Here is a 25,949-nt window from a genome sequence, read left to right on the forward strand (position 1 = left end):
CTCGTGGGGGCCAACGGGGCCGGGAAGACCACGACGCTTCTTGCGATTTCGGGGATCGTCCGGGCGCGGGCGGGACGGGTGGTGTGGGAGGGGCGGGAGATTCAGAACCGGCCGCCGCATGAAATCGTGCGGCTGGGGATCGCGCACGCGCCGGAGGGGCGGCGGATTTTCCCGCGTCTGACGGTGCGGGAGAATCTGGAGATGGGGGCGTACGGGCGGAGGGACCGGGCGGGGGTGCGGGCGGACCTGGAGCGGGTGTACGGCCTTTTCCCGGTGCTTGGGGAGCGGCGGGCCCAGCCGGGGGGGACGCTTTCGGGGGGAGAGCAGCAGATGCTGGCGGTGGGGCGGGCGCTGATGGCGCGGCCGCGGCTTCTGCTTCTGGACGAGCCGTCGCTGGGGCTGGCGCCGCAGGTGGCGCGGCGGATTTTCGAAGTGCTGGGGGAGCTTCACCGGTCGGGGACTTCGATTCTTCTGGTGGAGCAGAACGTGCGGGCGGCGCTGGGGCTGGCGGCGCGCGGGTACGTGCTCGAAGGCGGCCGGGTGGTCTTGGGCGGGGCGGCGCGGGAGCTTCTGGCGGACCCGCGGGTGCGGGCGGCCTATCTGGGGGAATGAAGGGCGCGCCGGGACTTTCTCCGGTCGAGCTTGAGGTCGCCGGCGTTCCGCGCGCGGGCGGGAATCGTTTCGCGCCGGAGTCCGCGATGGTGGGCCGTGCAGGATTCGAACCTGCGACCCCCTGCGTGTAAAGCAGGCGCTCTGGCCGCTGAGCTAACGGCCCGAAAAGGGGCCTCGATTATAGCCGGAGGGGCGGAAAAAAGCCCGCTCCCCGGAAGCGCATTCCGGGGAGCGGGCGGGATCGACGATCAGGCGGAGGCGCGGACCGGGACGGCGGCCTCGATTTCGGCCAGAAGCTCCGCGGCCCGGGGGCCCGTCACGATCATGCCCACCAGGTGCGCGCCTTCGGCGACGGCCAGCGTGGGACTGGTGACATTGCCGTGGACCCGGCCGCTCTTCTCGACGACGACCGGCCCGCGGGACGTGATCGGCCCCTTGACCTCGCCCTTGACCACGACGCCTTCCGCGCGAACCTCGGCGATGAGGGTGCCCTTCCTGCCGACGGTCACGACGCCCGCCGTGTACATCTCGATCTTCGCGCAGTACTCGTTGATCTCGAGATCCTGCGTCGAGATGTTGCGGTGGCAGCCGGGGCAGGACGTCGACTTCGTGACGCGCGAAACTTCCTGCCGCGCGTCGCAGCGCGGGCAGAAGATGAGCCGGCGTCCGGCGTCCTTGGACATCGCGCCCCCCGAGCGCGCCTATTTCTTGATCGGCGTCGCGGGAACGGGAACGACGAACTCGCTCTTTTCGGCGCCCTTGAGCGCGTCGGGGCTCACATGGCAGTTGCCCACGAAGGTGGCCCCTTCGGCGATCACGAGCTTCGGCGCGCGGATGTCCCCGAGAACGTTGGCGCTCGAGGAGAGCTCCACGCGCTCCGTGGCGGTGAGGTTCCCCTTGAAGCTGCCCTCGATCTGGATCTGGCCGACGGTGACGTCGGCGGTGAGGTGCGCGCCCTTGCCGAGCGCGAGCTTGCCTTTCGAGGCGATCTTGCCCTCGACCTTGCCCTCGATCCGCATCGAGTGCTCGAAGGAAAGCTCCCCCTTGAAGGTGCAGTCCGAGCCCAGAACCGTGATGGAGTCGCCGCCCGCAGGACGATTGTCCGGCATATCCCTCTCTCCTATCAAGAAGTGACACTGTCTCTATAGCCCACGGTCTCCGGCTTGTCAAGGAGGCGGCCGGAAAAAGTCCGTTTCAGGGTTCCAAATTTGACAGCCTTCGCGGGAGAGGGATAATATTCAGCCGTGCCGTCCCGAACGTCGCGCCGGAAATGTCCCCGCTGCGGGGCCGCCGCGCGGGGGGAGGGCCCCCTGTGCGCCCGGTGCTCGGCCGCCCCCGAGCCGGCGAAAATCCCGCCGGGGGACGGATTCGTCTGTCCCTACTGCCGGCGGGAGCTTTCCTGGGACACCCTCAAGAGCGCCGAGGCGGAAATCTCGATCTACGTCCGCGAAAAGATCTATTACTGTCCGGACTGCCGATCCTTCCTCGGCGTGGCGAGCTGGCACACGGAAGGCTGAAGCCGGCCTCCCGCCTCACCGCCGCGGAGGCCGGAGCGGGTCGGCGGCGAATTCCACCCGATCGAAGCCGGCCGCGACGCACGCATCGACCGCCCCCAGGACGTGTTCATAGGGAACCTCGGCGTCCGCATCCACGACGACGGGCCTGCTCCGTCCGTCCGCGGTCCGGAAAGGCGACAGTTCCCGGAGACGGCGGACCAGGCGCGTCCAGACCGATCGATTGTGCGCCGCGCGGTCGAGGCGCGTCTCCGTGGGGTGGAGCTCCCCGATCTCGAGGCGTTCCACAAACACCCGGGACGCCGGTCCGTTCTTCGGGGCCCGGGCATGCCGCCCTCGGTCATGAAAGTGCTCCCCGGCGCGACCTCCGGCGCAGAGAACGACGCGCAGCTCCTCCAGGGGCGATGAAGGCGCGTCGAGGGTTCCGCGCCGGGGAAGCTGGGAGAAGAGCTTTCCTTCCACCTCCTGGAGACGCATCGAAAGCATGAAAAAAAGAAGCAGCTGAAAGACGACGTCGATCATGGGGGTCATCGAAACCCCCTCCGGGAAGACGGACGAGGGCGACCGGCGGCGCGCGCGGAACATGGCCCCTCCTTCCCGGCACGCACGGGTGTAAACGGAGGAGAGGGCCCCGGGGTTCGGGAACCGCGGGTCAGCGCTTCTTGGCGAAGCCGGTCACCACGTACATGCCGCTGCGGGGGTCCTTGCCGAGGGTGATGAGTCCCGTGCGCTCCATGTCTTCGAGAAGGTCCTGGAACGTGCGGTAGCCGTGGTAGGACTCGTCGAACTGCGGCTTCTTGCGCTTGAGGGTGTCTTTGATGAGCGACGAGTAGAGCACCTCGCGGTTCTCGCGCTTGAGGGCGAGGATCGTGTCGATGATGTACTCGAAGGCCTCCCGCTTGAGCTTGGGGACGTCGTCGGGGATCTCGGGCGCGGTGGCCGTGCGCTCGAGGTCCTCGTAGTAGATGAACTCGTCGCAGTTGTCCACGAGAAGCGGCGAGGTGGCGTCCTTCATGCCCATGCCGATGACGCGCTTGCCGTTCTCCTTGAGCTTGGAGACGAGGGGCGAGAAATCGCTGTCGCCGGTCAGAAGCGCGAAGGTGTCGATGTGAGCCTTGGAGTGCGCCAGGTCGATCGCGTCCACGCACATCCGGATGTCCGCCGAGTTCTTGCCCGCGGAGGAGCGCTTGGGGACTTCGATGAGCTCGATGGCCGCCTCGTGGAGGGACTGCTTGTAGTCCCGGTAGCGCGTCCAGTCCGCGTAGGCGCGCTTGACGATGATCTTGCCTTTCTCGAGGAGGCGTTCGAGGACCTTCTGGACCTCGAACCGCTTGCGCGAGCGTTCGAAGCCCAGGGCGAAGTTCTCGAAATCGATGAACACCGCGATGGCGGACTCGTGGGAGCCGTTGGAAGGCTGGCTGGGATTGGTCATGGATCTCCTTGAATCGGGCCGGTCGCCTGACGGGAGCATACACGCCCGGCCGCCCTCCGTCAATACGCGGGGCCGCCCCGGCGCGCGGCGCGCTCCCGGATCGCCGTGAAGAGCACGGGGGTCACCACCAGGACGTGAAGGAGCGAGCTGAACATGCCGCCGAGGACGGGCGCCGCCAGCGGCTTCATCACCTCGGCGCCCGTTCCGGTGGACCACATGATGGGGATGAGCCCCGCGAGCGTCGTTCCCACGGTCATGAGCTTGGGCCGCAGCCGCAGAAGCGCCCCTTCCATCACCGCCTCCCGCAGGACCGCGGGCGTCACCCGCGTCCCGGCCCGCTCCCGCCGCGCCAGCGCCTCTTCGAGGTAGATCACCATCACGATCCCCGTCTCCGCCGCCGTGCCGAAAAGGGCGATGAAACCCACCCACACCGCCGTCGAGAAGCGGTAGTCGAGCAGCGCCATCGCCGCAAGCCCGCCCGTCAGCGCGAAGGGAATCGCCAGCGCCACGTGGAGCGCCTCTTTCCAGGAATGATAGATGAAATAAAGCAGGAGCACGATGATGCCCACCGTCACGGGGAAAACCACCAGCAGACGCCGGTTGTCCCGCACGGTGTTCTCGTACCGGCCGCTCCATTCGACCCGGAAGCCGGGAGGGAACTCCACGTGCCGGTCCACCGCCCGGCGGGCTTCCTCCACGAAGCCCACGACGTCCCGTCCCCGCACGTTGAGGAACACCGTCGCGCGGAGCTGGCCGTTTTCGCTCGAGATCATGGCCGGGCCGGACGCCACCCGGAGATCCGCCACCATCGCCAGCGGCACGTGCCCGCCGTCGGCGGCCGGGAGGAGGATCCTTCCCACGTCCTCGAGGCTTTCGCGCCAGTCCCGCGCATAGCGGATCCGCACGGCATACCGCTCCCGGCCTTCGATCATCGTGGCGGCGGTGCGCCCCCCCACGGCCGCTTCGACCGCCTGGAGGGCTTCTTCGGCGGACACGCCGTATCGGGCCGCCCGCGCGCGGTCGAGCTTCACCTCCAGAAACTGCGCGCCCTTGACGGGTTCCGGAAAGACGTCCGCCGCCCCGGCCACCCCGCCGGCCACGCGCGCCACCTTTCGGGCCAGCTCATCGAGCGTCTCGAGGATCCGCGCGTTGTCCGCGCCCGTTCCGAAGATCTTGATGCCGATCTCGGTCCGCACCCCCGTCGTCAGCATGTCGATCCGGTTGATGATGGGCTGCGTCCAGATGTTGGAAACCCCCACGAGCCGCGTCTCCGGATCCAGAACGTCGTCCCGCAGGCGCTCCTTCGTGTAGCGCTCCAGGGGATCCGAGAAATCGAGCTTCGCGAGGATCTCCCGCACCCGGGCGGGATCGGGCTCCCGCCGCCGGTAAAGCTCGAGGGCGGGCGACTGGAGGAGCTCCATCCAGGCCGCGAACGCCGCCGACTCGAACACCGGCCGGAGCCCTTCCTTCATCTTCCGGTACGCCTCGGGTCCCGCCGACCGCCCGCGGGTGTAGCGGTCCACGGCGAGCGTCACGTTCCGCAGGAAGGGGCGCACGAGCTGCTTCTCGTAGGAGTCCCGCAACGTCTGCTCGAAGACCCGCTTCTGTTCCAGGACCGCCGGCTCCAGCTCGCGGCCGCGGATCGAAGCGTAAAAATCGCGGCGCCGCTTCCAGACGACGTGCCGGTGCGGGCGCAGGGTGCCGTCGGCCACGGAGGCCTCCATGAGGCGCTCGAAGGCCTCGCGCACGAGCGACTCCCGGATCGCCCGCCGCGGCCACTCCGCGTAGGGTTTGAGATCCACGACCGTTTCGAACATGCTGACGGGCGCGGGATCCGTGGCCGTCTCCGCCCGGCCCGCTTTGCCCACGACCTGCGCCACCTCCGGGAAGCTCCGCAGAACCGCGTCCTGGTGCTTCATGATCTCGACCGCGCCGGTGAGGGAGACCGTGGGGGCCGTCACGGGCATGAAGAGAAGATCCTGCTCGTCGAGCGCGGGGATGTATTCGCGGCCGAGCCCCGGGACGAGAAGGTTGAGGTCGTCCGTCCAGGACGAAAGCCGCGCGTAAAGCCGCGGAGCGACCTCCCGGCCGAGCGCGAGGGAGGCGGCTTCGAGAGGCAGCCTCGCCGGCGCCAGAAGCGCCGTCCCCGCCCCGAACGCGGCGACGCAGGCGCTCACGAAAAGAATCGCCGCCAGCGCGATCGTCAGCGCCCGATGGTCGAGCGCCCAGGAAAGAACCGGAAGATACACCCTCCGGGCCAGGCGCAGAAGGACGTTGTCCTCCTCCCGGTGCATCCGCCCGCGCAGCAGAAGCGTGCAGAGGACGGGCACAAGCGTCACGGAAATCACCGCCGCGCCGATCATGGCGAAGGTCTTGGTCCACGCGAGCGGATGAAACATCTTGGCCGACTGCCCCGTGAGCGCGAAGACTGGGAGGAAGGCCACGATGATGATGATCATGGAGTAGAAGATCGGCCGTCCCACGAGCTTCGAGGCCGAAAGGACCGTCTCCCATACCCGGCGCCGGTCCCGCGTGTCCACGCCCTCCTGTTCGATCCTCCGGAAGGCGTTTTCCGTCACCACGATCCCGGCGTCCGTCAGCTCTCCGATCGCGATGGCGATGCCCGCCAGGGACATGATGTTGGCCGTCATGTCGAGCGAACCCATGAAGAGAAAGCTCGTCAGGACCGCCAGGGGCAGGGGGATCGTCACGATGAGGATCGAGCGGAAATGCATGAGGAAGATGATGTGGGAAAGCGCGATGAGGACGATCTGCTCGAGGATCGCCGTGCGCAGGGTCGCGATGGCCCGCCCGACCAGCTCCGTCCGGTCGTAGAACGGGACGATCCGCACGCCCGGGGGCAGCCCCGCGCGGATCCCCTCCAGGCGGCGGCGGACGTCGGCCACCACGTCCGAGAACTTCACTCCCTGGCGCGCCATGACCACGCCGCCCACCGCCTCCGCGCCGTCTTTTTCGAGCGCCCCGCGGCGGAACTCCGGGCCGAGCTGGACGGCGGCCACCTGCCGGACCGTGACGGGCGTCCCTTCCGAGGTGGACAGGACGATCTCTTCGATGTCCCGGATCCCTTCGAGGAGCCCCACCCCGCGCACGATGTGCTCGGCGCCGTTCTGCTCGAGGACCGTGGCGCCGACGTTGAGGTTGGCCCGCGCCACCGCCTCGTACACCTCCCCCAGGGTGACGCCGTGGGCCACGAGCTTGTGCGGATCGACGTCGATCTGGTACTGCTTGACATGCCCGCCCACGGAGGCGACCTCGGCCACGCCCGGAAGGGCCGAAAGCGCGTAGCGGACGTACCAGTCCTGAAGCGACCGAAGTTCGCCCAGGTCCAGGCGCGACGGCACCCGATCCGTTCCGTCCTCGGGGCATTTCCCGGGCCGGTCCCAGGTTCCCCGCCGCGGATGCTTCGGACAATACCAGCCGTTTTCGATCGTGTACCAGAAGACGTGTCCCACGCCCGTCCCGTCGGGGCCCAGGACCGCCTTGACCCCCTCGGGAAGCGTCACGAGGGGCAGTTTCTCGAGCACCCGCTGGCGCGCAAAGTAGAAATCCACGCCGTCTTCGAAGATCACGTACAGGAGCGAGAATCCGAACATGGACTGTCCCCGCACCGCCGTGACTCCGGCCAGGCCGCGCAGGGCGCTCGTGAGGGGATAGGTGATCTGGTCCTCGACCTCCTGCGGGCTGCGGCCCGGCCAGTCGGCGTAGACGATCACCTGGTTTTCGCTGACGTCCGGGATGGCGTCCACGGGCGTCCGCTGCATGCGGACGTAGCCCGCCGCGGCGAGCGCGCCGGCGGCCAGGATCACCACCAGCCGGTTGCGCAGGGAGAACTCGATGAGCTTCTCGATCATGGTTCCACCTTCAATGGCGATGCCCCGGCGGCTCCTTGACCTCGGTGGCGCCTCCGTAGAGGGCGCTGGCGCCGGTGGTGATCTGCGACTGGGAATCCAGCAGATAGGCCGCGCGCGTCACCACGCGGTCGCCTTTCTTCAGCCCCCGCCGGACGGGGAAATAATCTCCCGCGAGAGGCCCCAGTTCGACTTCCGTGCGCCGGTACGTTCCGGGTCCGGTCTCGACGAACACCCACCGCTTGAGGCCGCCGTCGAGGACCGCCGAGCGCGGCACCGCGAGCGAGCGCGGGGGGACGAGCTCCTTTTTCTCCTTGAGCGTCATCGGGCATTTGGGGCACTTGCCCGGCTTGTCTTCGCGCACGTCCGGACAGCACTCCGCGCAGACCCAGACGGTCCGCTCCTGGGCCACGGGCTTGCGCACCTTGCGGACGTCGAGGGGCGCTCCGCACGTGGGGCACGTCCCGGGGCCCGGCGCGGGTCCGTGGGCGTGGCAGAAGTGCTCGTCCACTTCCGCCAGCCCCTCCGGTCCGAGCGGCGTCCCGCCGGGTCCGAGCGGCGCCCACAGGAGCGTCTCCACGTACATTCCGGGAAGAAGTTTCCGATCCGGGTTGGGCACGTCCACGCGCAGGTGAAGCGTCCGCGTCTTCTCGTCGAGGAACGCGTGCACGTAGCTCACCGCGCCGCGGAAGACTTCTCCGGGATGGGCGGGCGAGACGATCTCCACCTTCTGGCCCGTGTGGACGAACGGAACGTCCGGCTCGTACACGTCGGCCCGGACCCAGACGCTGGAGAGATCCACGACGTTCATGAGCGGGTCGCCCTCCCGGACCCAGTGGCCGTGATGGACGGCGATCTCGGAGACGACGCCGGAAAGAGGCGCGGGGAACGTGAGCCGCAGGCGGGGCCTGCCCTCCTTCTCGACGTCCCGGATTTCGGATTCCGAGAATCCCCAGAGCAGGAGTCTCCGCCGGGCCGCTTCGGCGGCGCCCGCATCGTTTCTCCGCAGGGCGATCAGGAGCTCCTCCTGGGCGGCGACCGCGGCGGGGCTGTAGACTTCGGCGAGCGGCTCTCCCTGGCGGACCTCGGCGCCCACGAAGTTCTTGTAGACGTGCTCGAGGCGCCCCTCGACGCGGGCGGAGATCTGCCGGGTGAGGCGTTCGTCGGCGGCCACCCGCCCCAGGGCGCGCAGGCGGCGGGCCAGTTCCCGTTCCTCCACCGGCTCGGTCGCCAGGCCGATCGTCCGGATCGTGTCGCTCGAGAGGGACAGCTCGCGGGCCCGGTTGAGCTGGGAGCGCCGGACGCGGTGCTCTTCCGTCAGCGGCATGCCGCCGCACGAGGGCACCAGGCAGGGGCCCGGGTCCTTGCGCTGGAACCCGTCCATGGGGCAGACGTAGACCCAGGGGTCGTCCTCGTCCGGCCGGACCGGCGCCTCCTCGACGTAGGGCGGGGCGATCCAGTCGGCCAGCCGTTCCCGGAGCACGAAAAGGATCACGACCGCCACGGCTCCCAGGACGATGGCGGTCTGGACGAGATTGGATCGCTTCATGGGGCACCTCCTCCGATGGGGCCTCCCGCGGCGCGCTCGAGATCGGCCCAGGCGGACGCCGCCTGGGCCTCGGCGCGGACGCGCTCGAGTTCGGCCGACAGAAGCGCCCGCTCGGCCTCGAGAAGCCTCAGGAAATCGATTCGATCGAGTTCGTAGCCGGCCCGGGCCCCTTCGAGGGCCTGCCGGGCGCGGGGCAGAAGCGTCTCCTCGTAGATCGCGCGGCGCTCCAGGGCGGCGCGCGCCCGCGCGTACGCGGCCTCGAGGTCGCGGCGGACCGCGCGCTCTTCGGCCTCGAGGGCGCGGCGTTCGGCTTCGAGTTCCCGTTCGGCGGCTTCCACTTCGGCGCGCCGCCGGGGGCTGAACCAGGGCAGGGTGAAGCCCACCGTTCCCCCCCAGCCGTCGGGGGCGTCCGGCATCTGCATGTACATGAGATCGAAGGAGAGGTCGGGGACCCACCGTTCGCGCGCGGCGAGCGTGCGGGCGGCTTCGGCGCGCCGGACGGCGGCGCGGCGGGCCAGGAGCGCGGGGTGGCGCTCCGCCGCCGAGGCCCAGAGACGTTCGAGCGCCGGGAGCGCCGGAGGCGGCGCGGGCTCGGGAGGAGCCTCATCGCGCCCGGCGAGATCCCTCCAGGCGGCCCGCGCCTCGCGCCGTCGGGCTTCGGCTTCCGCGCGGAGCGCCTGGGCTTCCGCCTCCTCCAGGCGCGCCTGGAGGACGTCCTGCTGGGAGACGCGGCCGGCGCGGTACTTGGCCTCGGCGGCTTCGGCCATGGCGGACAGGATTTCGCGATGGCGCGCGCGGATCTCGGCCTCGCGCGTCGCTTCGTAGTGTTCGGCCGCGGTTCTGCGGAGTTCCGCGCCGACCTCAAGGCGGGTCCGCAGGTAGTCTTCGCGCAGCCGCCGGGCTTCGGCGGCGGCCGCCTCTTCGCGCGGACCGAGTTTGAAAAGGGGGACCGACTGGGAGAGGCCGGCGGCGTTCCATTCGTCCTGCCCGAAGGCGCCGGGGGTTCGGATCGGGACGCCCTCGGCCCGGAAAAAGAGCATCGGGTCGTCGAGCGCCGCCGCGCCGCGCGCCCGGGCGAGGGCCGCTTCCGCCCGGAGGCGCGCCTCGCGCACCCGCGGATGATCCTCGGCGGGGCCCTCTCCGGGGCGGAGGGAAAACTCTTCAAGCTCTCGAAGTTCCGCCGTGGCCCCGCAACCGGCGGTCAGAACGGAAGCCCAGACGATGGTCCAAAAGCGCATAAATCCCCTTTCGGCGCAACAGGTGAAAACCCGTCCCGGGACGGACTCCGAGCCCGGGACGCGGACGCGTCAGGGGATCTCTAGCGCAGGAGGGACCGATGGAGGATGAACAGCGGCGGGCGGCCGCGGGCTTCCGCGGCCGGAGCCTCCCGGGAGGGGGCGCCGGGGCCGAGGGACGGCGGTTCGGGAGCCGCTTCGGCCGGCGCGGTCAGGGAAACGACCGGAAGAGGGTCGGCCGCGTGCGGGACGATGTCGTGCGAGGGTTCCAGGTGCGTGCAGGGTTTCGCGGGCGGAGCGTCTTCGTGGGGCGCGGGCGTGCCGCAGCAGTCCGCCGGAGGTGAGGGAGCCGGGTCGTGGTGGCCGGCGGGACAGGACGTTTCCGGACGCGGGCAGAGGGCCAGGCAGCAGCAATCGGTCAGGGCGACCGACTGGAGGGCGCCGAAGCCCAGGGTCAGAAAGGCGGCCGCGAATCTCATGCGTTTCCGGAGCGGGCTTCGCCCGCGTCTCTGATTATTACACGACGCGCGGGGAGCAAAGTCAACACGCCGGCGCAACAAAGATCGAAGCGGCGGATCCTATGTACCGACCGGGGCCGCGGGCCGCGCGCGCGGTTCCGCCGCCGCGAGCTCATGCTCGTCGCTTGATTTCGCCGGAAGCGCGGGGGATAATTGAATCGGGAGGCGCTTCGGTGCGGGCGCCTCCGAATGGGTCGAGGGGCCGGTCCGGTGGGAAGCCGGGCCGTGGTCACGTAAGGGAAAGGGGCCGGATGTATGGGCCCCGAGCGCGCGAGGTTCTGGCTGCCCCTGGTTCGACTCAGCGGGTTTGTGGCCGCTGTCGTCGGGTTCGGCACCTTCGTGTTCCAGGCCGTTCGCCCCGCCGTTCCCGAGGGAGCTCCCGAAGGCCGCAGCGTCGATTACTTCTCCCGCAAGAAGCGCAAGCTCGAGCGGCACCTGCGGGCCCTGGAGCGGTTCATCGGCGACAATATCTTCTTCCCGCCTTCGAAGGCTCCTCCGACTCGGGCGGAGGAGGAACCCGGGTCGCGGGCTCCTTCGGACGGACTTGTTCCGGTGTCCTACACGGCGCCGCCGGAGGACGTTCCCGCGGGCGGCGCGATCCGCGCGGTCGAGCTGCCGGTGCTCCTCTGGACCGAGAAGGATCTTCCGGCCTTCGCGTGGCCGGAGCCTCCGCCTCCGCTTCCGGCCCCGCGGGAGATCGATCTTCCGCGGATCGAAACGCCGTTTCACGAGCCGCTGCTGACGTCCGACTTCGTGAAGGCCTGTTACGGAAGGCTGGAGACGGATCCGGTGTGCGACGTGGCCGACGCGATCCTGCACGGGCCGGAACTCGTTTTCGACGGAACGTTGTCGCTCCTGGAGAGCCTCTTTCCGCGGTCGGGATCGTACGACTGGACGATGGACGAGGAAGAGTCGATCACGTCGCGGATCCTGGATTTTCACGTGGAGGAACGTCAGGGGAGGATCTTCAGCGAATTCCTGGCGCGCTGGCTGGAGCGGGAGCAGCGGTTCTTTTCGAAATTCGAGGAATCGTACCTCAACACCTACGGATTCGAAGACGGAACGGCCGAGATCGACGGCGGAGATCTGGCCTCCGAGCAGCAGAAGATTCTGTGGGATGTTCTTCGGAGGACGTACTTCTCGAAATACCGTCTCAAGGCGGAGGATCGGATCCGGGACGACGCGTTCTATTTCAACGAATGGCGGGGGATGGATTTCCTGGCGCTGCCGCCGCTGATGGCCGGCTATCTCTATTATCGCGGCCTGGACAAACGATTCTCGATGGCGGGAACGTGGCTGAAGGTGTCGCTGGAGCCTCTGTCGAAGTGGTTCTCGCGCCGGGAGGATCTCGTGGCGGGGGTGAGCCTGGAATGGACGGTGAAGGGGTGGCCCATCGGGCTGATCGTTTCGGCCGGGCTCTATGAGGGGGACGTCGAGCTCGACTTCATCGGAATCGGCACGAGCGCCGGGATGGCCAAGAAGGCGCTCTACATGGAGCGGGAAGAATGAGGCGGGGAAGGGCGAAAATCTTTGAGGCGCCGGGACTTCCGGCGGCCGGTTCCGCGTTGGGGGAGTAGGAGCCCGGCCGGCGCGCCTGCAGAAAGCGGGCGCGACGGCCGGGCCCCACGGCGCGTCCCACTGTGGCCTCCCGGCCACACCCTCCCTATCCGCGCCGTGGGGCTTTTTTGTTCGGCGAAGGCGGCGGGGTCGCGTTCCCATGCGGCGACCGGGCCGGGGACGATCCAGAAAAGCGGATGGGGCCGCGGGCGGGATTCGCGGCGCCATCGGGCGCTCCACGCGGGATGGCGCCGGCGGAGCTTCAGGCTCAGGTGGCGCCACTCGAAAAGGAGTTGGCCGCGAGGAACGGCGAGCCTGCCGCGGCCCATCGCCGGCGCGATTCGTTTCTCGTCGAATCGATAGCCTCTCCGACGCGCCTCGGCGGCCACCTCTCGGAGGTATCGGGCGATGAGGGCGACGGGATTTCGCGCGGCCCGAAAGCGCTCCAGCTGAGGATGGCGGGTATACCCTCGGGTGCGGCCCTGGAGGACCGCCTGGGCGAGCAGGCCTTCCCGCCAGAGAGCCACCAATCCTTGCGGGTCCAGGTATCGCGGGTGGAGGCTCCAGAGTCGCATGAAGAATCTCCGTGCGCCGTCCGGCGCAGGGACGATTACTTCCGGTCCGGGGCGGCCGGCGTGGAGGGTCCGGTCGACCGGCGGATCGCCTTGAGGAGGTCGCCCTTCTTGATGGCCGAGAGGTGGGGCGCGCCCTCGAGGACGGCGCCGAAGACCGTGACGTTCTTGAGATCGGGCTCGGCCTTCAGGAGGATCTGGAACTGTCCGGGGAGATTCTCGGCCGCGCCCTCCTTGCGGACGAGGATGAGGGAGTAGGCTTCCGCGGGGCGGCCGGTATTCTCGAACGGGAGGGGGTCCCCCGCCGGCTTGTCGGTTCGGGGCAGGAGATGCAGCCGCGCCCCGTCGCCGACCACGTCCCACGAGGCGCCTTCCCAGTATTTTTCCTCGAGGAGCTTGAGGACGTGGGCCACGGCGCGGGGCGCCTGGTCTTCGAAGAGCTCGAGCTTGACGAAGCCGGCGCCCGTGTCGATCTCCACGACGGGCCGGGACGGGCGCACGGGACCCCAGAGGGGTTCGGCGTCTTTCGCCGCGGCGAGCTGGTGCGGATGGGTTTGGAGGCGCGCGGCCTTGAGCCGCTTTTCCTTGTCGCGCTCGGCGAAGGCGAGGTCGGCTTCCAGCGAGCGAAGGGCCTGTTCGACCTCCGGGAGGAGCGCGTGGCCGGGGAAGCGCTGCTGGAACTCGAGGTACTCGGCGCGCGCGGCCTCGAGCTTGCCGTCGGCGTAGTAGCGGTTGGCCAGCCGGTAGAGGATGCGGGGGCCCGCGGGCGTCGAGAGGTACTTGTCCTTGAGGACGCGGAGCGCCTCGGCGCTGGCGGCGGTGGAGAGCTCCTCTTCGGCGCGCTCGGCGCGGGCCTTGTCGTAGAAATGCTTGGCGAAGACGAGCACCGTGAAGATGACCAGAACGGTCGAGGTCACGATGATGGCCAGCGCGTGGCGTTCGCCGAACTCGTTGAGGCGGGCCAGCCAGCCGCGGGTTTCGGGCGCGTCGGGTTCGGCGGCCCGGCTTTTCATGGAGTCTCGCTCTCGAACGGCCATGCTAGTCCTTGCGGTTGACCTTGAGCCGCACCGCCACGACGGTGGGGGAAGACTCGGAGATCTCGATTCGGCAGCGTTCTTCCTTCTTGACGAAGGACAGCCGGATCGGGCCGGGGGGCCGTCCTTCTTCGTTCTCGAGCGTCCAGCCGTGGACGGGGAACGCTTCCTTATAGAACTGAAGCGCGCCTTCGACGCGGCGGTGCTTGCCTTCGAGGACCTGGTTGACCGTGCGGAAGGAACCCGTGGGGCTGGAGTGGCTCTGGTTTTCGACGAAGACGAATCCCTGGGGCGCGGGGAGGTCGGGGTGGAGCGAGGCGTTGCCGGGAGGCAGGGGCTGGACGACCTTGGGGCCCTCGGCGCACGACGCCAGGAGCGCGGCCAGGGCCGTGGCGGCGACGAGGGCGGCCGGGCGGATCATGCGGGCCTCCGTGCGTAGCATCAGGGACGCGCGGTAACTTAGTGGCTGCGCCGGGAAATGTCAAGGACGGCCGCCGCCGCGCCTCAGGGATTTGTTGCACGGCCTCCGGCCCTTTGCTATATTCCCCGCCACTTTACATGTATTTCGACTTCGCCAACGTCCTCGTCTTCATCCTCGTCTCGATTCTCTTCATTCTGGGATCGCTGACCGTGGGGCGGATTCTGCGGCCCCACCGGCCCACCCCCGAGAAGCTCACGACCTACGAGTGCGGCGAGGAAACGATCGGAACCGCCTGGATCCAGTTCAACGTGCGGTTCTACATCGTGGCGCTGATTTTCCTCATTTTCGACGTCGAGATCGCGGTCCTTTTCCCGTGGACGGCGATCTTCAAGGAGGCGGGGCTTCTGGCGCTGGTGGAGATCCTGGTCTTCGTGGGGATCCTCGTCGTGGGCTTCGCCTATGTGTGGGTCAAGGGCGACCTCGAATGGCTCAAGAGCCTGGGAGAGGTCCGCACCTCGCCGGAGGCGGGGGCGGAGCGCGCCCCGCGGCTGACGGGCCGCGCGTCCTGACCGGGTCGAATCGCAAAGCGGGTCTCCGATGCCGCTGGCCTTGAAAGAGGTGTACGAGAAGATCCGGGAGCGCTTCCCGGACGCCGTCGTCTCCGTGGAGGAGGTCCCCGGGGATCCCTATTGCGTCGTGAAGCCGGACGCGGTCGTGGAGATCTGCCGGTACCTCAAGGAGGATCCGGAGCTCCGGTTCGACCTGTGTTCGTGCGTGTCCGGCGTGGACGACGGGAAGGATCTCTGGGTCGTCTATCATCTGTATTCGATCCCCCGGAATCACCGGGCCGTGCTCAAGGTGAAGGCCGGGGGCCGGGAAAACCCGGCGGTGCCCAGCGTGACGTCCGTGTGGAAGACCGCCGACTGGCACGAGCGCGAAACCTACGACATGTACGGAATCGTCTTCGAGGGGCATCCGGACCTGCGCCGGATTCTCCTGCCGGAGGACTGGCCGGGCTGGCCGCTCCGCAAAGACTACGAGTTCCCGGACGAATACCAGGGGATCCCGCTCAAATAGACCGCCTATGGAGCTTCTGGGGGCGATCGACTGGGAGGCGTTGAGGAACGGTCCGGTTTTCCCGGCGTTCCTGGGGATCCTCTTGGTGGCTTTCCTTCTGGTCAACTTCATCGCGGTCTACGCGGGGGTGTCCACGCTCATCGAGCGGAAGGTGGCCGGCCACATGCAGGCCCGGGTGGGTCCCTACCGCGTGGGGCCGCACGGGGCGCTCCAATGGCTGGCGGACGCCCTCAAGCTCATGATCAAGGAAGACATCATCGCGCGGGACACGGACCGGCTGCTCTTCCGGCTGGCCCCGTACGTCGTCTTCGCGGGGGCGTTCGCCTGCTGGGTGGCGCTTCCGTACGCGCCGGGCTGGTCTCCGGCGGACTTCAACATCGGCATCCTCTATCTTGTGGCCGTCTCGAGCGCCGTGGTCATCGGCATTCTGATGGCCGGCTGGTCGAGCGGTTCGAAGTGGGCGCTCTTCGGGGCCATGCGCTCGGCGGCGCAGATCGTCTCCTACGAAGTGCCGGTGGGACTGACGCTCCTGGGGATGCTGCTCATTTACGGCACGCTCGACATGCAGAAGATCTGCGAGGCGCAGCGCGCGGGGCTGGTCTGGGGGCTGGGCCAGGACACGGCGGGGGGGCTCTGGTCGTGGGGGATCAACCGGCATCCGCCCTTCACGCTGATCGCCTTCCTCATTTATTTCATCGGGGCGCTGGCCGAGACCAACCGCACGCCGTTCGACATTCCGGAGGCGGAGTCGGAGCTCGTGGCGGGGTATCACACCGAGTACAGCGGCATGCGCTTCAGCTTCTTCTTCCTGGCCGAGTACGCCAACATGTTCGTCGTCTGCGCGATCGCGACGACGTTCTTTCTGGGAGGCTGGCTGCCGCCGTTTCCGAACGTGTCGGCGGCCGGGTACGCCGCGGCGGGGCTCCTGGCGGGGATGGCGGCGGGGTATGGGCGCAAGAAGCGCGGCTTCGACGCGGTCGTGGGAGCGATCGTCGGAATGGGAGCCGGGGTCCTCGTGGCCGTTCTGGTCCAGGGGCGGGGGACGGCCTCGACGCCCCCGGAGGGATTCACGGCGTTCGTCTCGGGCGTCTTCTGGTTCACCTCCAAGGTGTTCTTCCTCCTCTTCGTCATGATCTGGCTGCGGTGGACGCTCCCGCGCTACCGGGTGGACCAGCTGATGGATCTGTGCTGGAAGCGGCTGACGCCGCTGGCGTTCGTCAACCTCGTGGCGATCGGGCTTCTGGAGACGCGGCACCAGTGGGGGCCGCTCCTGGCGGGTCTCTTCCGCGCGAAAGGGGGCGCGTAGGCCATGCCGGCTTCGGAGGTTCTGGTCAACGCGGTGTTCTACGTCTTCGCCGCGGCGGCCGTGGCGGGCTCCGTGGCGGTGGCGGCCAGCCGTAACATCGTCCGCTCGGCGTTCGCGCTCCTGGCGGTGCTTTTTTCGGCCGCGGCGATGTACGCCCTCATGCGGGCGGACTTCATCGCGGGCGTGCAGGTGCTCGTCTACGTCGGGGGCATCCTGGTGCTGATCATCTTCGCGGTGATGCTGACGCACCGGATCACCGACGTCAAGCTCTCCAACGAGTCGGCGCCGGGGCCGGCGGCTTTCTGCGCGTGTTTGTGCCTGCTTTTTTCCCTGGCGGTGGTCGTCCTTTTCGCCGGGCGGTGGAAGCGCGGTCCGGAGCCGCTGCGGGCGAGGGCGGCCGAGCCGGCTTCGGAAAAGGGCGGAACGGTGGATTTGGAGCTTCTTCAGTACCAGGCGGACGGACGCACCGGGATCGAGCGCGGCGGCGGCACGTTCGAGGAACGCGTCGTGCTCGAGGTGCGCTGCGGGCGTCCCCCGGAGGGCGCTTCCGACGTCGAGGTGGAGGTGACCCCCGAGGGCGGGAAGGCGTCCGTGCGCTCGGAGCCGTTGGGGCCCGACGGGTCCGCGCGGGTGGAGCTCGGGGGCCTGGAGGAGCGTCCCTACAACTGGCGGGTCCGCCTGGTGGGGCCGGACGGCAGGGCGCGGACCGCGTGGGTTCCCTACGCGGAAGGCGGCCCGGCGTTCCGCGTCCATCGGGGTCTGACGCGGCCGCTGGGATACGCGCTGGCGGGACCGTATCTTTTCGCCTTCGAGGCGATCTCCGTGCTCCTCCTGGCGGCGCTGGTCGGCGCGGCCTACCTGGCGCGCAAGGAGGTGAAGGAATGATCTTCACCCGCCATCCGCTCGAGAACATGCTGCTCCTCTCGGCGGTGATTTTCTGTTGCGGGGTCTACACGATCCTGACGCGGAAGAACGCCGTCTCGATCCTCATGGGGGTGGAGCTCGTCCTGAACGCGGCGAACCTCAACTTCGTGGCCTTCGCGCAGTACACGAGCGCCGGGGGCGTTCACGGCGGCGTCTTTTCGATTTTCGTGATCCTGCTGGCGGCGGCGGAGGCGGCGGTGGCGCTGGCGATCATCATCGGGATCTACCAGAATTTCGGGCGCGTGGACGTGGACCAGGCCGACCTGATGAAGGAATAAGATCGAGCGGCCGGTGACGACATGACTTTCCTGGGCGGCGTCGGGACGGGAGGCGGAATCGCGCCGGCGATTCTGTGGGCGATTCCGCTCCTGCCGGTGGCGGGCTTTCTTTTCCAGGTGTTCGTGGGGCGCCGGCTCCCGAAGCCGATCGTCAGCCTCGTGTCCTGCGGCGTGGTCCTGGCGAGCGCCCTTCTTTCGTGGAAGGTTTTCCTCCATCTCCGGACGCTGCCGGAGCACCACCGGATCGTCGAGGCGTCGCTCGCCCCGTGGATCGAGGTCCCCGGCGTGGGCGGGGAATTCCTCCGGGTGTTCGTCGATCACAAGCTCGTCGTGGACCCGCTCAGCGCGGTCATGATCCTCGTGGTCACGAACATCGGATTCCTGATCCATCTTTATTCCACGGGCTACATGGCCGAAGAGCGCCGCTACGCGCGCTACTTCGCGTACCTCAATCTTTTCACGGGGTTCATGCTCATCCTCGTCATGGCCTCGAACCTTCTGCTCATGTTCGTGGGCTGGGAGGGAGTGGGGCTGTGCTCGTATCTTCTGATCGGCTTCTGGTTCGAGAAGGCGGAAAACGCCGCCGCCGGGATGAAGGCGTTCCTCGTCAACCGCGTGGGCGACTTCGCCTTTACGGTGGGGGTGCTGACGCTCTTCGTCTACCTGGGCACGACGTTCGGGACATGGACGGTCGATTTCGGGGAGCTTCGGGCGGCGTTCGCCGCGCACGGGAAGGAGCTGCCCGGGATCCTCACGGCGGGGGTCGGGATTCTGCTTTTCCTGGGGGCCACGGGCAAGAGCGCGCAGATTCCGCTCTACGTCTGGCTGCCGGACGCGATGGCGGGCCCCACGCCGGTCAGCGCCCTCATCCACGCGGCCACCATGGTCACCGCCGGCGTCTACATGATCGCGCGGATGAATTTCCTCTACGCGCTTTCGCCCACGGCGATGACGGTGGTGGCGACCGTCGGGGCGCTTACGGCGCTTTTCGCCGGGACGATCGGCATCGCCCAGAACGACATCAAGAAGGTTCTGGCCTACTCGACGGTGTCGCAGCTCGGGTTCATGTTCATGGGCGTGGGCGTGGGGGCGTTCGCGGCGGGGATCTTCCACCTCTTCACGCACGCGTTCTTCAAGGCGTGCCTCTTCCTCGGGTCCGGCTCCGTGATCCACGGCATGGGAGGGGAACAGGACATCCGCAGGATGGGAGGGCTGAAGTCGAAAATGCCGTGGACGTTCGCGACGTTCGCGGCCGCCACGCTGGCGATCGCGGGGATCCCGCCGCTGGCGGGATTCTTCTCGAAGGACGAGATCCTTTGGCAGACGTTCCGGACGCAGAAACTGCTCTTCCCGGGATGGATCCTCTGGGGCGTGGGGGCGCTGGCGGCCCTGTGCACGGCGTTCTACATGACGCGGCTGGTCATCAAGACCTTCCTCGGCCGTCCCCAATGGACCCCGGCCACCGCCTTCTCGGGCGGGGGCGTGGACCTTCCGGAATGGATGGAAGAGGACGAGGAAGAGAAGAAGCCCAAGCCGAAGCCTCCCCGCACGGGCACCGGTCCGGACGGACTTCCCCTCTGGATGGAAGAGGAGGAAACGGCGGGGAGCCCCGCGCCCGCGCACGGCCTGCCCCAGGACGAGTCGCTCTTGGATCTGCGCAAGATCGGGCCCGACGCCCATGCCGCGCACGGCGCAGGACACGCCCCGGACGCGCACGCCGCCGCGGAGGAGGCGCACGACGCGCCGGCGGGGCACGGCGCCGATCACGCCGGCCACGGTCACGGACACGGCCACGGGGAGCCGCACGAGTGCCCGTGGTCGATGCGGCTGGCGCTCGTGGTCCTGGCGGCCTGTTCGGTCGTCGTGGGTTTCCTGGGGGTGCCGCCGGCGCTCGGGGGCCATGACCTCTTCGGCCACTGGCTGGAGCCGGTCGTCGGGAGCGTGCACGGGGAGCACACCGCGACCGAGTACGTGGTGATGGGGATTTCTCTTCTTCTGGCGCTGGCGGGGATCGGGGCGGCGTGGCGGATCTATTACCTGCGCCACGGCGTGCCGGCGCGGGATTTCGCCGAGAGCCACCGGGATCTCTACGAGCTCGTGCGGGACAAGTATCGGGTGGACGAAGCGTACGATCGCCTCGTGGTGCAGCCGCTGTTGCGCCTGGAAGAGGGCGTGGGGCGGTTCGACAACGAGGTGGTGGACGGCCTGGTCAACGGCACGGCCCGGGGCGGCGCGCGGGCGGCGGGCGGGGCGGGGCTCTTCGACAACGAGGTCGTGGACGCCGCCGTGAACGCCGCCGCCGAAGTCACCCAGGAGGCGGGCCGGCGCGTGCGGCGGCTGCAGACGGGCAACGTCCGCCAGTACCTGAATTTCGCGCTCGTGGGAGGACTCTTCGTGATCGCTGTCTTCTGCGTGGTCCTGACCTGGGACCGCCTGCGGACGGCCTTGGGGATCTAGCGATGAACGAACATCTCCTCTCGATCACCATCTGGGCGCCCCTCCTGGGGGCGCTGGCGGTGATGCTCCTGCCGCGCGCGGCGCACGGGGCGATCAAGGTGGTTTCGCTGCTTTCGACGGCGGCGGCGCTCCTGGCCGCGGTGGCGGCCGTGCGGCGCTTCGTCCCGGGCGGGGAGCGGTATCAGCTCGTGGAGAAGCTGGCCTGGATCCCGGCCTTCAACATCGAGTACTACCTGGGGGTGGACGGACTGTCGATCACGATGGTCCTGCTGACGGGGATCCTCTCCTTCCTCTGTATTCTGGCGTCGTGGGGCATCGAGGACTGGCACGTCAACCGGGGGATCAAGGGCTACTTCGCCCTCTTCCTGCTGCTGGAGGCGGGAATGATGGGCGTCTTCGAGGCGCTGGACTTCTTCCTCTTCTACGTCTTCTGGGAGGTGATGCTCCTGCCGATGTACTTCCTCATCGGCATCTGGGGCGGCCCGCGGCGCGAGTACGCGGCGATCAAGTTCTTCCTCTACACGCTGGCCGGAAGCGTCCTCATGCTTGTCGTGATGCTGGCGATGTACTTCACGGTGCCGGATCAGGACCCCGTGCGGGCGGGCCATCAGGGGACGTTCGACCTCACGCGGCTGGCCGAGGTGGGGCCGGCGGTCTTCCGGGGCGCCTGGTGGAAGTGGGCGTTCGTGGCGCTCTACATCGGTTTCGCGATCAAGGTGCCCGTCTTCCCCTTCCACACCTGGCTGCCGGACGCGCACGTCGAGGCCCCCACGCCGATCTCGGTGATCCTGGCGGGCGTTCTTCTCAAGATGGGCACGTACGGGCTGCTGCGGATCAGCTATCCGATCCTGCCGGAGGCGGCGCTCTGGTTCGCCCCCTTCATGATGCTTTTCGGGGTGATCAACATCCTCTACGGCTCGCTCTGCGCGATGGCCCAGATCCGCGGCGTTCCGCGGGTCAATTCCGCGACGGGGGAGCTGTTCGTGGAGCGCGACTGGAAGAAGATGATCGCCTATTCGTCCGTGGCCCACATGGGCTTCTGCATGATCGGAATGGCCACGGCGACGCCGGCCGGACTGGCCGGGTGCCTCTTCCAGATGTGGAACCACGGGTGCATCACCGGCATGCTCTTCCTTCTCGTGGGCGTGATCTACGACCGGGCGCATCACCGCAACATCGACGGGTTCGGCGGGCTCTGGCAGGTCATGCCTCACTACGGGTCGCTGACCGCGCTGGCGTTCATGGCGTCCCTGGGGCTTCCGGGACTGGCGGGGTTCGTGAGCGAACTCCTGTGCTTCCTGGGCGCCTTCCAGGGGGGCAGCGCCTATCCCTTCGACTTCAACCTGGGCGTGGCGGAGATGTCGGTCTCGAGCTTCTGGTACTTCAAGGTCCTCACGGCGGCGTCCGTTCTCGGCGTGGTGCTCGGGGCGGGGTATTTCCTCTGGAGCTATCAGAAGGTCTTCCTCGGGCCGCTCAATCCGAAATACCAGAATCTCCAGGACATGACCCTTCGGGAGAAGCTCACGGTGTGGCCTCTGGCGATCGTCGTGGTGGTCCTGGGCGTGTACCCGAAGCTCTATCTCGACGTCATCAATCCGACGATGGCGCGCCTGTCGGCCGACCTGGCGCAGGTCTTCCCGTGGCTCAAGGGGGCCGGACTCTGACATGGACGCGGGCTCCATTCTGAACGCGCGGGCGCTCCTGAGCGACCTGCGGTGGGTGACCCCGGAGATCATCCTCACGGGGTTCCTGCTTCTGGTCGTGCTGGCGGACCTGACGCGGATGCGGAAGGGCGCGGTGGGGGCGCTGGCGCTCGTGGGCCTCCTGGCCGCGGGCCTGGCGTGCGCGGCGTACCTGCGGGCCTATCCCGAGGCGCCCGCCTTCTTCTGGGGCGCCCGCGAGACGCGCCTGGAGCTGACCGCGTTCGGCACCGCCTACCGCATCGACGCGTTCTCGTACGCCTTCAAGCTCGTTTTCCTGGCGGCGGCCTTCCTGGTGGGGCTTTTCTCGCTGCCGGTCGTGCGGGACTGGCCTTCGGGGCGCGGAGAATTTTTCGCGCTGCTTCTGGCCTGCACGCTGGGGCTTCTTTTGATGTCGAGCGCCAACGATCTCCTCATGATGTACCTGGCGCTGGAGTTCGTCAGCGTCACGAGCTACGTCCTGGCCGGCCTCCAGCGCCGGAGCCGCCGGGGGGCGGAGGCGTCCCTCAAGTACATCATCTACGGCGCCGGCGCCAGCGGGATGATGATCTACGGGATGAGCTTCCTCTACGGGCTCACGGGGACGCTGGACGTCGCCGAGATCGGCCGCCGGTTGAGCGAGCTTCACGTGGCTCCGACCCTCGCCCTCGTCACGAGCGTCCTCGTCATGGCGGGGTTCGGCTACAAGATCGCCGCCGTGCCGTTCCACATGTGGTGTCCGGACGTCTACGAGGGGGCTCCCACGCCGGTGACCGCGTTCTTCAGCGTGGGTCCGAAAGCCGCCGGCTTCGCCATGCTGGCCCGGTTCCTCCAGGGCGTGTTCCCCTCGGAGCCGGGTCCCTTCGAGTGGAAGCTCGTCATGGCGCTCCTGGCGGTCCTCACGATGGCCGTGGGGAACTTCGGCGCCCTCCACCAGCAGAACCTCAAGCGCCTCCTGGCGTATTCGTCGATCGCCCACGCGGGCTACATCCTGATCGCCTTCACCGCCTTCACTCCGGAGGCGACCTCGGCGGTCCTGGTCTACCTGGCGCTCTACGTCGTCATGAACCTCGGAGCGTTCCTCGGCGTGCTGGTTCTGGAGCGGCGCTACGGCGTGGAGACGGTGGACGGATGCCGCGGCCTGGGGTGGCGCGCGCCCGGCGTCGGCGCGCTCCTGACGGTCTTCCTGGTGGCGCTCACGGGACTTCCGCCCACGGCGGGCTTCACGGCGAAGCTCCTTCTTTTCGGCTCCGTGATCGAGCACAGCCTGGGCGCGGAGCGCGCGCTCGGAATCGTGCTGGTCGTGGCCGGGGCGCTTTTCTCCGTCATTTCGCTTTTCTACTACATGCGGATCGTGGCGGCCCTCTACCTGGCGCGCCCCCGCGAGGAGACGGCCGGGGAGCGGCCGGATCTTCTCAGCTCGGCGGTCCTGGGGCTTCTCGGAGCCGGGACGATCCTCTTCGGCCTGGCCTGGGATCCGATCCAGAAGTTCGCGGTCTGGGCGGGCCAGACGCTCTATCGCTGATTCGCCGCTTCCGCCTCGAAGATCCGCTCCGCGCGGCGGCGGCGTTCCTCGCGGCGCCGGGCGACCTCCTCCAGGCCCTCGCCTTCGTAGAGCTCCCGTTCGGCGGGCTCCCGGCGCAGCGCGTCCAGGAGCCGCAGCGTCCGGACGCCGGACTCCCGATGGACCGCCTTCGGGGCGGTGTACTCGATCGCGCAGTGGTCGTCCGTCAGGATCGGTCCGTCGCCCGCGAAGGCGCGCGCCGCCGGGGCCGACGCCAGCAGCCCTTCCAGGAGGGCCGCCGGCCCCGGCTCGCGGATGTGGCCTTCCAGGCGCACTTCCGCCCGTCGCGCCGACAGGAGCGCCAGGGGGCGGCGGAAGGGCTCCGGCGACCCGAGCAGCAGGTAGTCTCCCCCCGGCGCCACTTCCCAGAAGCTGCCGTGCTCGAAGACGCGGAAAAAGGTCCGCACCACGCAGCGGAAGTCCTCCGGGTCCAGGCGGTAGGCGTGCACCCACATGCACAGCAGGCCGCCGGGGGCCAGGCGCCGGCGCGCCTCCTCCAGGAAGTCGCGCGTGAAAAGCGCGGCCATTCCGCTGATCCAGAGGTTGGAGGGCTCGGACAGGATGACGTCGTACGGTTCCCGTCCGAACCGCACGGCGGCGCGGCCGTCGCCGATTTCGAAGCGGACGCGCGGGTCGGCGAGCACGTTCTCGTTGGCTTCGCGGAAGTAAGGCGCCAGGCGCGCCACGGCGGGCGAAAGCTCCACGACGTCCAGCCGCTCCACGGGATGGCGCGCGGCGGCGGCGGCCGTGACGCCGAGCCCCAGGCCGATGACGAGCACCCGGCGGGGGCGCGGATGGTGAAGAAGCGGGAGGTGGCCGAGAAGGCTCTGCGTGGCCATGTCTTCGGGGGCGGTGGAGCCGTCGGTCTTGCCGTTGACCTTGAGGAGGAGGTGGGCGTGCGAGTCGCGATGCACCGTGGCCAGGCCGTACGCGTCCCAGGCGTGGGCGAGAACCTCGCCGCGGAACCGCGGGCCGTAGAGTCGGACCCCCGAGGAGAGGGTGTTGAGGTCCCACCGGGGCAGCGCCCACGCGAGCGGGACGGCCAGCGCGGCGGCCGCGGCGGCGGCCCGGAGACGGGGGCGGACGGCCCAGAAGAGCGCCACGCCCGCCCCGAGGTTGACCGAAGCGGCCGCGGCGATCGTGGCGTCCAGGCCGATCGCGGGGATCAGCGCGAAAGAGGCCAGCAGCGTTCCGGCGATCGAGCCCGACGTGTTCCACGCGAGGAGAGAACCCACGGCGCGGCCGAGCCCGCGTTCGGAGACGCCCGCCCACCGGCAGGCCAGAGGGAAGGCGGCTCCCATGAAAAGCGTGGGAACGAAGACGAAAAGTCCCACGGCCGCGGACTCCAGGGCGAGCGCCTGTTCGAAGTCGCGGCCGAAACGGGCCAGGAGGAGACCCAGGCGCACCGGCGCGTCGCCGAGAAAGGGAAGAAGAAGGACCGCCGTGAGCCCCACGCCCGTCTGCGCCAGGGCGAGCGCGAGGCGGGGATCGCCCACGCGGGTCAGGAGGCGCGTGGCCAGGGCGCTTCCCGCGGCCAGCCCCAGAATGAAGGCGGCCAGGATGAGCGTGAAGGCGTAGACGGTGGATCCCAGGCTGAGGACCAGGGCGCGCGTCCAGGCGACCTCGTAGACGAGCGCGGCGGCGCCTCCCACGGCGACGAGGATCCGCGGGGCGAGGGGCGGAGGGGCTTCTGCGGGGGGGGCGGAGGTTTCCGGCGGGAGGAGGTCGCGATCCGAACGCCGGGCCAGGGCGAGGGCGGCGACGCCGACGACGACGTTCAGGGTCACGGCGGCCAGCGTCGTGGAGAGGAGACCGAAGGAGGGGATGAGCCAGAAGCCGGCGGCCAGGGTCCCGGCGGCGCCCCCGAGGGTGTTGACCGCGTAGGCCCGGCCGGTTTCGCGGGCGGAATCGGCGGCTCCGGCGGCGAGGAAGCGCGCCAGCACGGGGAGCGTGGCGCCCATGAGGACGGTCGGCGGGACGAGCGTCGCGGCCACGGCTCCGGCGCGCAGGAGGAGGAAGCCCGGATGGGCTTCGCCGAGCGCGCGGTATCCCCAGCCGATCAGCGGTTCCGAAGCGCGAAGGAGGAAGGGGACGGCCAGGGCCGCGGCGGCCACGCCGAGCTCCAGGATCCCGTAGAGGGCGGCGCAGCGTCTCGGGATCCGGCGGTCCGCGCGGCGTCCTCCGAAGCGGGCTCCGAGCGCCAGGCCCGCCATGTAGACGGCGACCACGGTTCCCGTGGCATGCGTCGTGTTCCCGAGCACGGTGCCGGCCACGCGGATCCAGACGACTTCGTAGACCAGACCGCACAAGCCGGATGCGAAGAAGAGAAGCAGCGCCGCGGTTTTCATGAA

Annotated in this window: 23 protein-coding genes and 1 tRNA gene; 11 read left to right on the top strand and 13 right to left on the bottom strand. The window is 68.9% G+C overall.

Features of this window, described 5'->3' with window-relative positions:
• On the top strand, nucleotides 1–612 hold a 612-nt coding region (locus VNO22_03065; GenBank protein ID HXG60333.1), incomplete at its 5' end, for an ABC transporter ATP-binding protein.
• An 87-nt stretch (nucleotides 613–699) separates the two neighbouring features.
• Here VNO22_03065 and VNO22_03070 read toward each other — a convergent pair.
• From VNO22_03070 to VNO22_03080, 3 genes are all read right to left on the bottom strand, one after another.
• Nucleotides 700–775, bottom strand: a tRNA-Val gene (locus VNO22_03070).
• 85 nt (nucleotides 776–860) lie between these two features.
• Nucleotides 861–1,295, bottom strand: a complete 435-nt coding sequence (locus tag VNO22_03075; GenBank protein HXG60334.1) for a polymer-forming cytoskeletal protein — start codon at nucleotides 1,293–1,295, stop codon at nucleotides 861–863.
• 18 nt (nucleotides 1,296–1,313) lie between these two features.
• Nucleotides 1,314–1,721: a polymer-forming cytoskeletal protein gene (locus VNO22_03080; GenBank protein ID HXG60335.1), complete on the bottom strand. Its 408-nt coding sequence runs from the start codon at nucleotides 1,719–1,721 to the stop codon at nucleotides 1,314–1,316.
• Nucleotides 1,722–1,856: 135 nt separating this feature from the next.
• Here VNO22_03080 and VNO22_03085 point away from each other — a divergent pair, with 135 nt between their 5' ends.
• On the top strand, nucleotides 1,857–2,129 hold the full coding sequence (locus VNO22_03085) for a hypothetical protein (GenBank protein HXG60336.1): 273 nt from the start codon (nucleotides 1,857–1,859) through the stop codon (nucleotides 2,127–2,129).
• Nucleotides 2,130–2,144: 15 nt separating this feature from the next.
• Here VNO22_03085 and VNO22_03090 read toward each other — a convergent pair whose 3' ends face one another.
• The 6 genes from VNO22_03090 to VNO22_03115 form a co-directional block, all read right to left on the bottom strand.
• Nucleotides 2,145–2,711, bottom strand: a complete 567-nt coding sequence (locus tag VNO22_03090; protein HXG60337.1) for a biopolymer transporter ExbD — start codon at nucleotides 2,709–2,711, stop codon at nucleotides 2,145–2,147.
• Nucleotides 2,712–2,778: 67 nt separating this feature from the next.
• Entirely contained in the window at nucleotides 2,779–3,558 is a 780-nt protein-coding gene (locus VNO22_03095) for an NYN domain-containing protein (GenBank protein ID HXG60338.1), read from the bottom strand.
• A gap of 59 nt (nucleotides 3,559–3,617) precedes the next feature.
• Nucleotides 3,618–7,430, bottom strand: coding sequence for an efflux RND transporter permease subunit (locus tag VNO22_03100; GenBank protein ID HXG60339.1), 3,813 nt, complete (start codon nucleotides 7,428–7,430; stop codon nucleotides 3,618–3,620).
• A 10-nt stretch (nucleotides 7,431–7,440) separates the two neighbouring features.
• Nucleotides 7,441–8,976, bottom strand: coding sequence for an efflux RND transporter periplasmic adaptor subunit (locus tag VNO22_03105; GenBank protein HXG60340.1), 1,536 nt, complete (start codon nucleotides 8,974–8,976; stop codon nucleotides 7,441–7,443).
• Entirely contained in the window at nucleotides 8,973–10,214 is a 1,242-nt protein-coding gene (locus tag VNO22_03110; protein ID HXG60341.1) for a TolC family protein, read from the bottom strand. The genes VNO22_03105 and VNO22_03110 overlap by 4 nt, the downstream gene beginning before the upstream one ends.
• Nucleotides 10,215–10,294: 80 nt before the next feature.
• Nucleotides 10,295–10,690: a hypothetical protein gene (locus VNO22_03115; protein ID HXG60342.1), complete on the bottom strand. Its 396-nt coding sequence runs from the start codon at nucleotides 10,688–10,690 to the stop codon at nucleotides 10,295–10,297.
• A 348-nt stretch (nucleotides 10,691–11,038) separates the two neighbouring features.
• Here VNO22_03115 and VNO22_03120 point away from each other — a divergent pair, with 348 nt between their 5' ends.
• Nucleotides 11,039–12,238, top strand: a complete 1,200-nt coding sequence (locus VNO22_03120) for a hypothetical protein (protein ID HXG60343.1) — start codon at nucleotides 11,039–11,041, stop codon at nucleotides 12,236–12,238.
• Here the strand turns inward: VNO22_03120 and VNO22_03125 are convergent.
• From VNO22_03125 to VNO22_03135, 3 genes are read right to left on the bottom strand one after another with little or no spacing between them, the layout of a single operon-like run.
• Nucleotides 12,217–12,861: a pyrimidine dimer DNA glycosylase/endonuclease V gene (locus VNO22_03125; GenBank protein HXG60344.1), complete on the bottom strand. Its 645-nt coding sequence runs from the start codon at nucleotides 12,859–12,861 to the stop codon at nucleotides 12,217–12,219. The two genes, VNO22_03120 and VNO22_03125, sit on opposite strands and share 22 nt — an antisense overlap.
• A 35-nt stretch (nucleotides 12,862–12,896) precedes the next feature.
• Nucleotides 12,897–13,871, bottom strand: coding sequence for a peptidylprolyl isomerase (locus VNO22_03130; protein HXG60345.1), 975 nt, complete (start codon nucleotides 13,869–13,871; stop codon nucleotides 12,897–12,899).
• 25 nt (nucleotides 13,872–13,896) lie between these two features.
• On the bottom strand, nucleotides 13,897–14,313 hold the full coding sequence (locus tag VNO22_03135) for a hypothetical protein (protein ID HXG60346.1): 417 nt from the start codon (nucleotides 14,311–14,313) through the stop codon (nucleotides 13,897–13,899).
• Nucleotides 14,314–14,450: 137 nt separating this feature from the next.
• Between VNO22_03135 and VNO22_03140 the strand changes: the two genes are divergently transcribed.
• Genes VNO22_03140 through VNO22_03175 form a run of 8 tightly spaced genes read left to right on the top strand, consistent with a single transcriptional unit; the run spans nucleotide 14,451 to nucleotide 23,559 of the window.
• Nucleotides 14,451–14,882 (top strand): NADH-quinone oxidoreductase subunit A, encoded by a 432-nt coding sequence (locus VNO22_03140; GenBank protein HXG60347.1) that lies wholly within the window; start codon nucleotides 14,451–14,453, stop codon nucleotides 14,880–14,882.
• Between the two features lie 28 nt (nucleotides 14,883–14,910).
• The gene (locus tag VNO22_03145) at nucleotides 14,911–15,390 is read left to right on the top strand and encodes an NADH-quinone oxidoreductase subunit C (protein ID HXG60348.1); all 480 of its coding nucleotides are present in this window, start codon (nucleotides 14,911–14,913) and stop codon (nucleotides 15,388–15,390) included.
• Nucleotides 15,391–15,397: 7 nt separating this feature from the next.
• Nucleotides 15,398–16,696: a complex I subunit 1 family protein gene (locus VNO22_03150; protein HXG60349.1), complete on the top strand. Its 1,299-nt coding sequence runs from the start codon at nucleotides 15,398–15,400 to the stop codon at nucleotides 16,694–16,696.
• Nucleotides 16,697–16,699: 3 nt separating this feature from the next.
• Complete coding sequence (locus VNO22_03155) at nucleotides 16,700–17,581, top strand: NADH-quinone oxidoreductase subunit J (protein HXG60350.1); 882 nt, start codon at nucleotides 16,700–16,702, stop codon at nucleotides 17,579–17,581.
• Nucleotides 17,578–17,898: an NADH-quinone oxidoreductase subunit NuoK gene (nuoK, locus tag VNO22_03160; GenBank protein ID HXG60351.1), complete on the top strand. Its 321-nt coding sequence runs from the start codon at nucleotides 17,578–17,580 to the stop codon at nucleotides 17,896–17,898. The genes VNO22_03155 and nuoK overlap by 4 nt, the downstream gene beginning before the upstream one ends.
• A gap of 21 nt (nucleotides 17,899–17,919) precedes the next feature.
• Nucleotides 17,920–20,355 (top strand): NADH-quinone oxidoreductase subunit L, encoded by a 2,436-nt coding sequence (gene nuoL, locus VNO22_03165; GenBank protein ID HXG60352.1) that lies wholly within the window; start codon nucleotides 17,920–17,922, stop codon nucleotides 20,353–20,355.
• A 2-nt stretch (nucleotides 20,356–20,357) separates the two neighbouring features.
• A complete protein-coding gene (locus VNO22_03170) occupies nucleotides 20,358–22,019 on the top strand; it encodes an NADH-quinone oxidoreductase subunit M (protein ID HXG60353.1) in 1,662 nt (553 codons plus the stop codon).
• Nucleotide 22,020: 1 nt separating this feature from the next.
• Nucleotides 22,021–23,559, top strand: a complete 1,539-nt coding sequence (locus VNO22_03175) for an NADH-quinone oxidoreductase subunit N (protein ID HXG60354.1) — start codon at nucleotides 22,021–22,023, stop codon at nucleotides 23,557–23,559.
• On the opposite strand, the gene VNO22_03180 is transcribed toward VNO22_03175, so the two are convergent.
• Nucleotides 23,550–25,949, bottom strand: a 2,400-nt coding sequence (locus VNO22_03180; protein ID HXG60355.1) for a fused MFS/spermidine synthase, incomplete at its 5' end; no start/stop codon positions are given. The genes VNO22_03175 and VNO22_03180 overlap by 10 nt on opposite strands.

The organism is Planctomycetota bacterium, from assembly GCA_035574235.1.
Taxonomy (GTDB): domain Bacteria; phylum Planctomycetota; class MHYJ01; order MHYJ01; family JACPRB01; genus DATLZA01.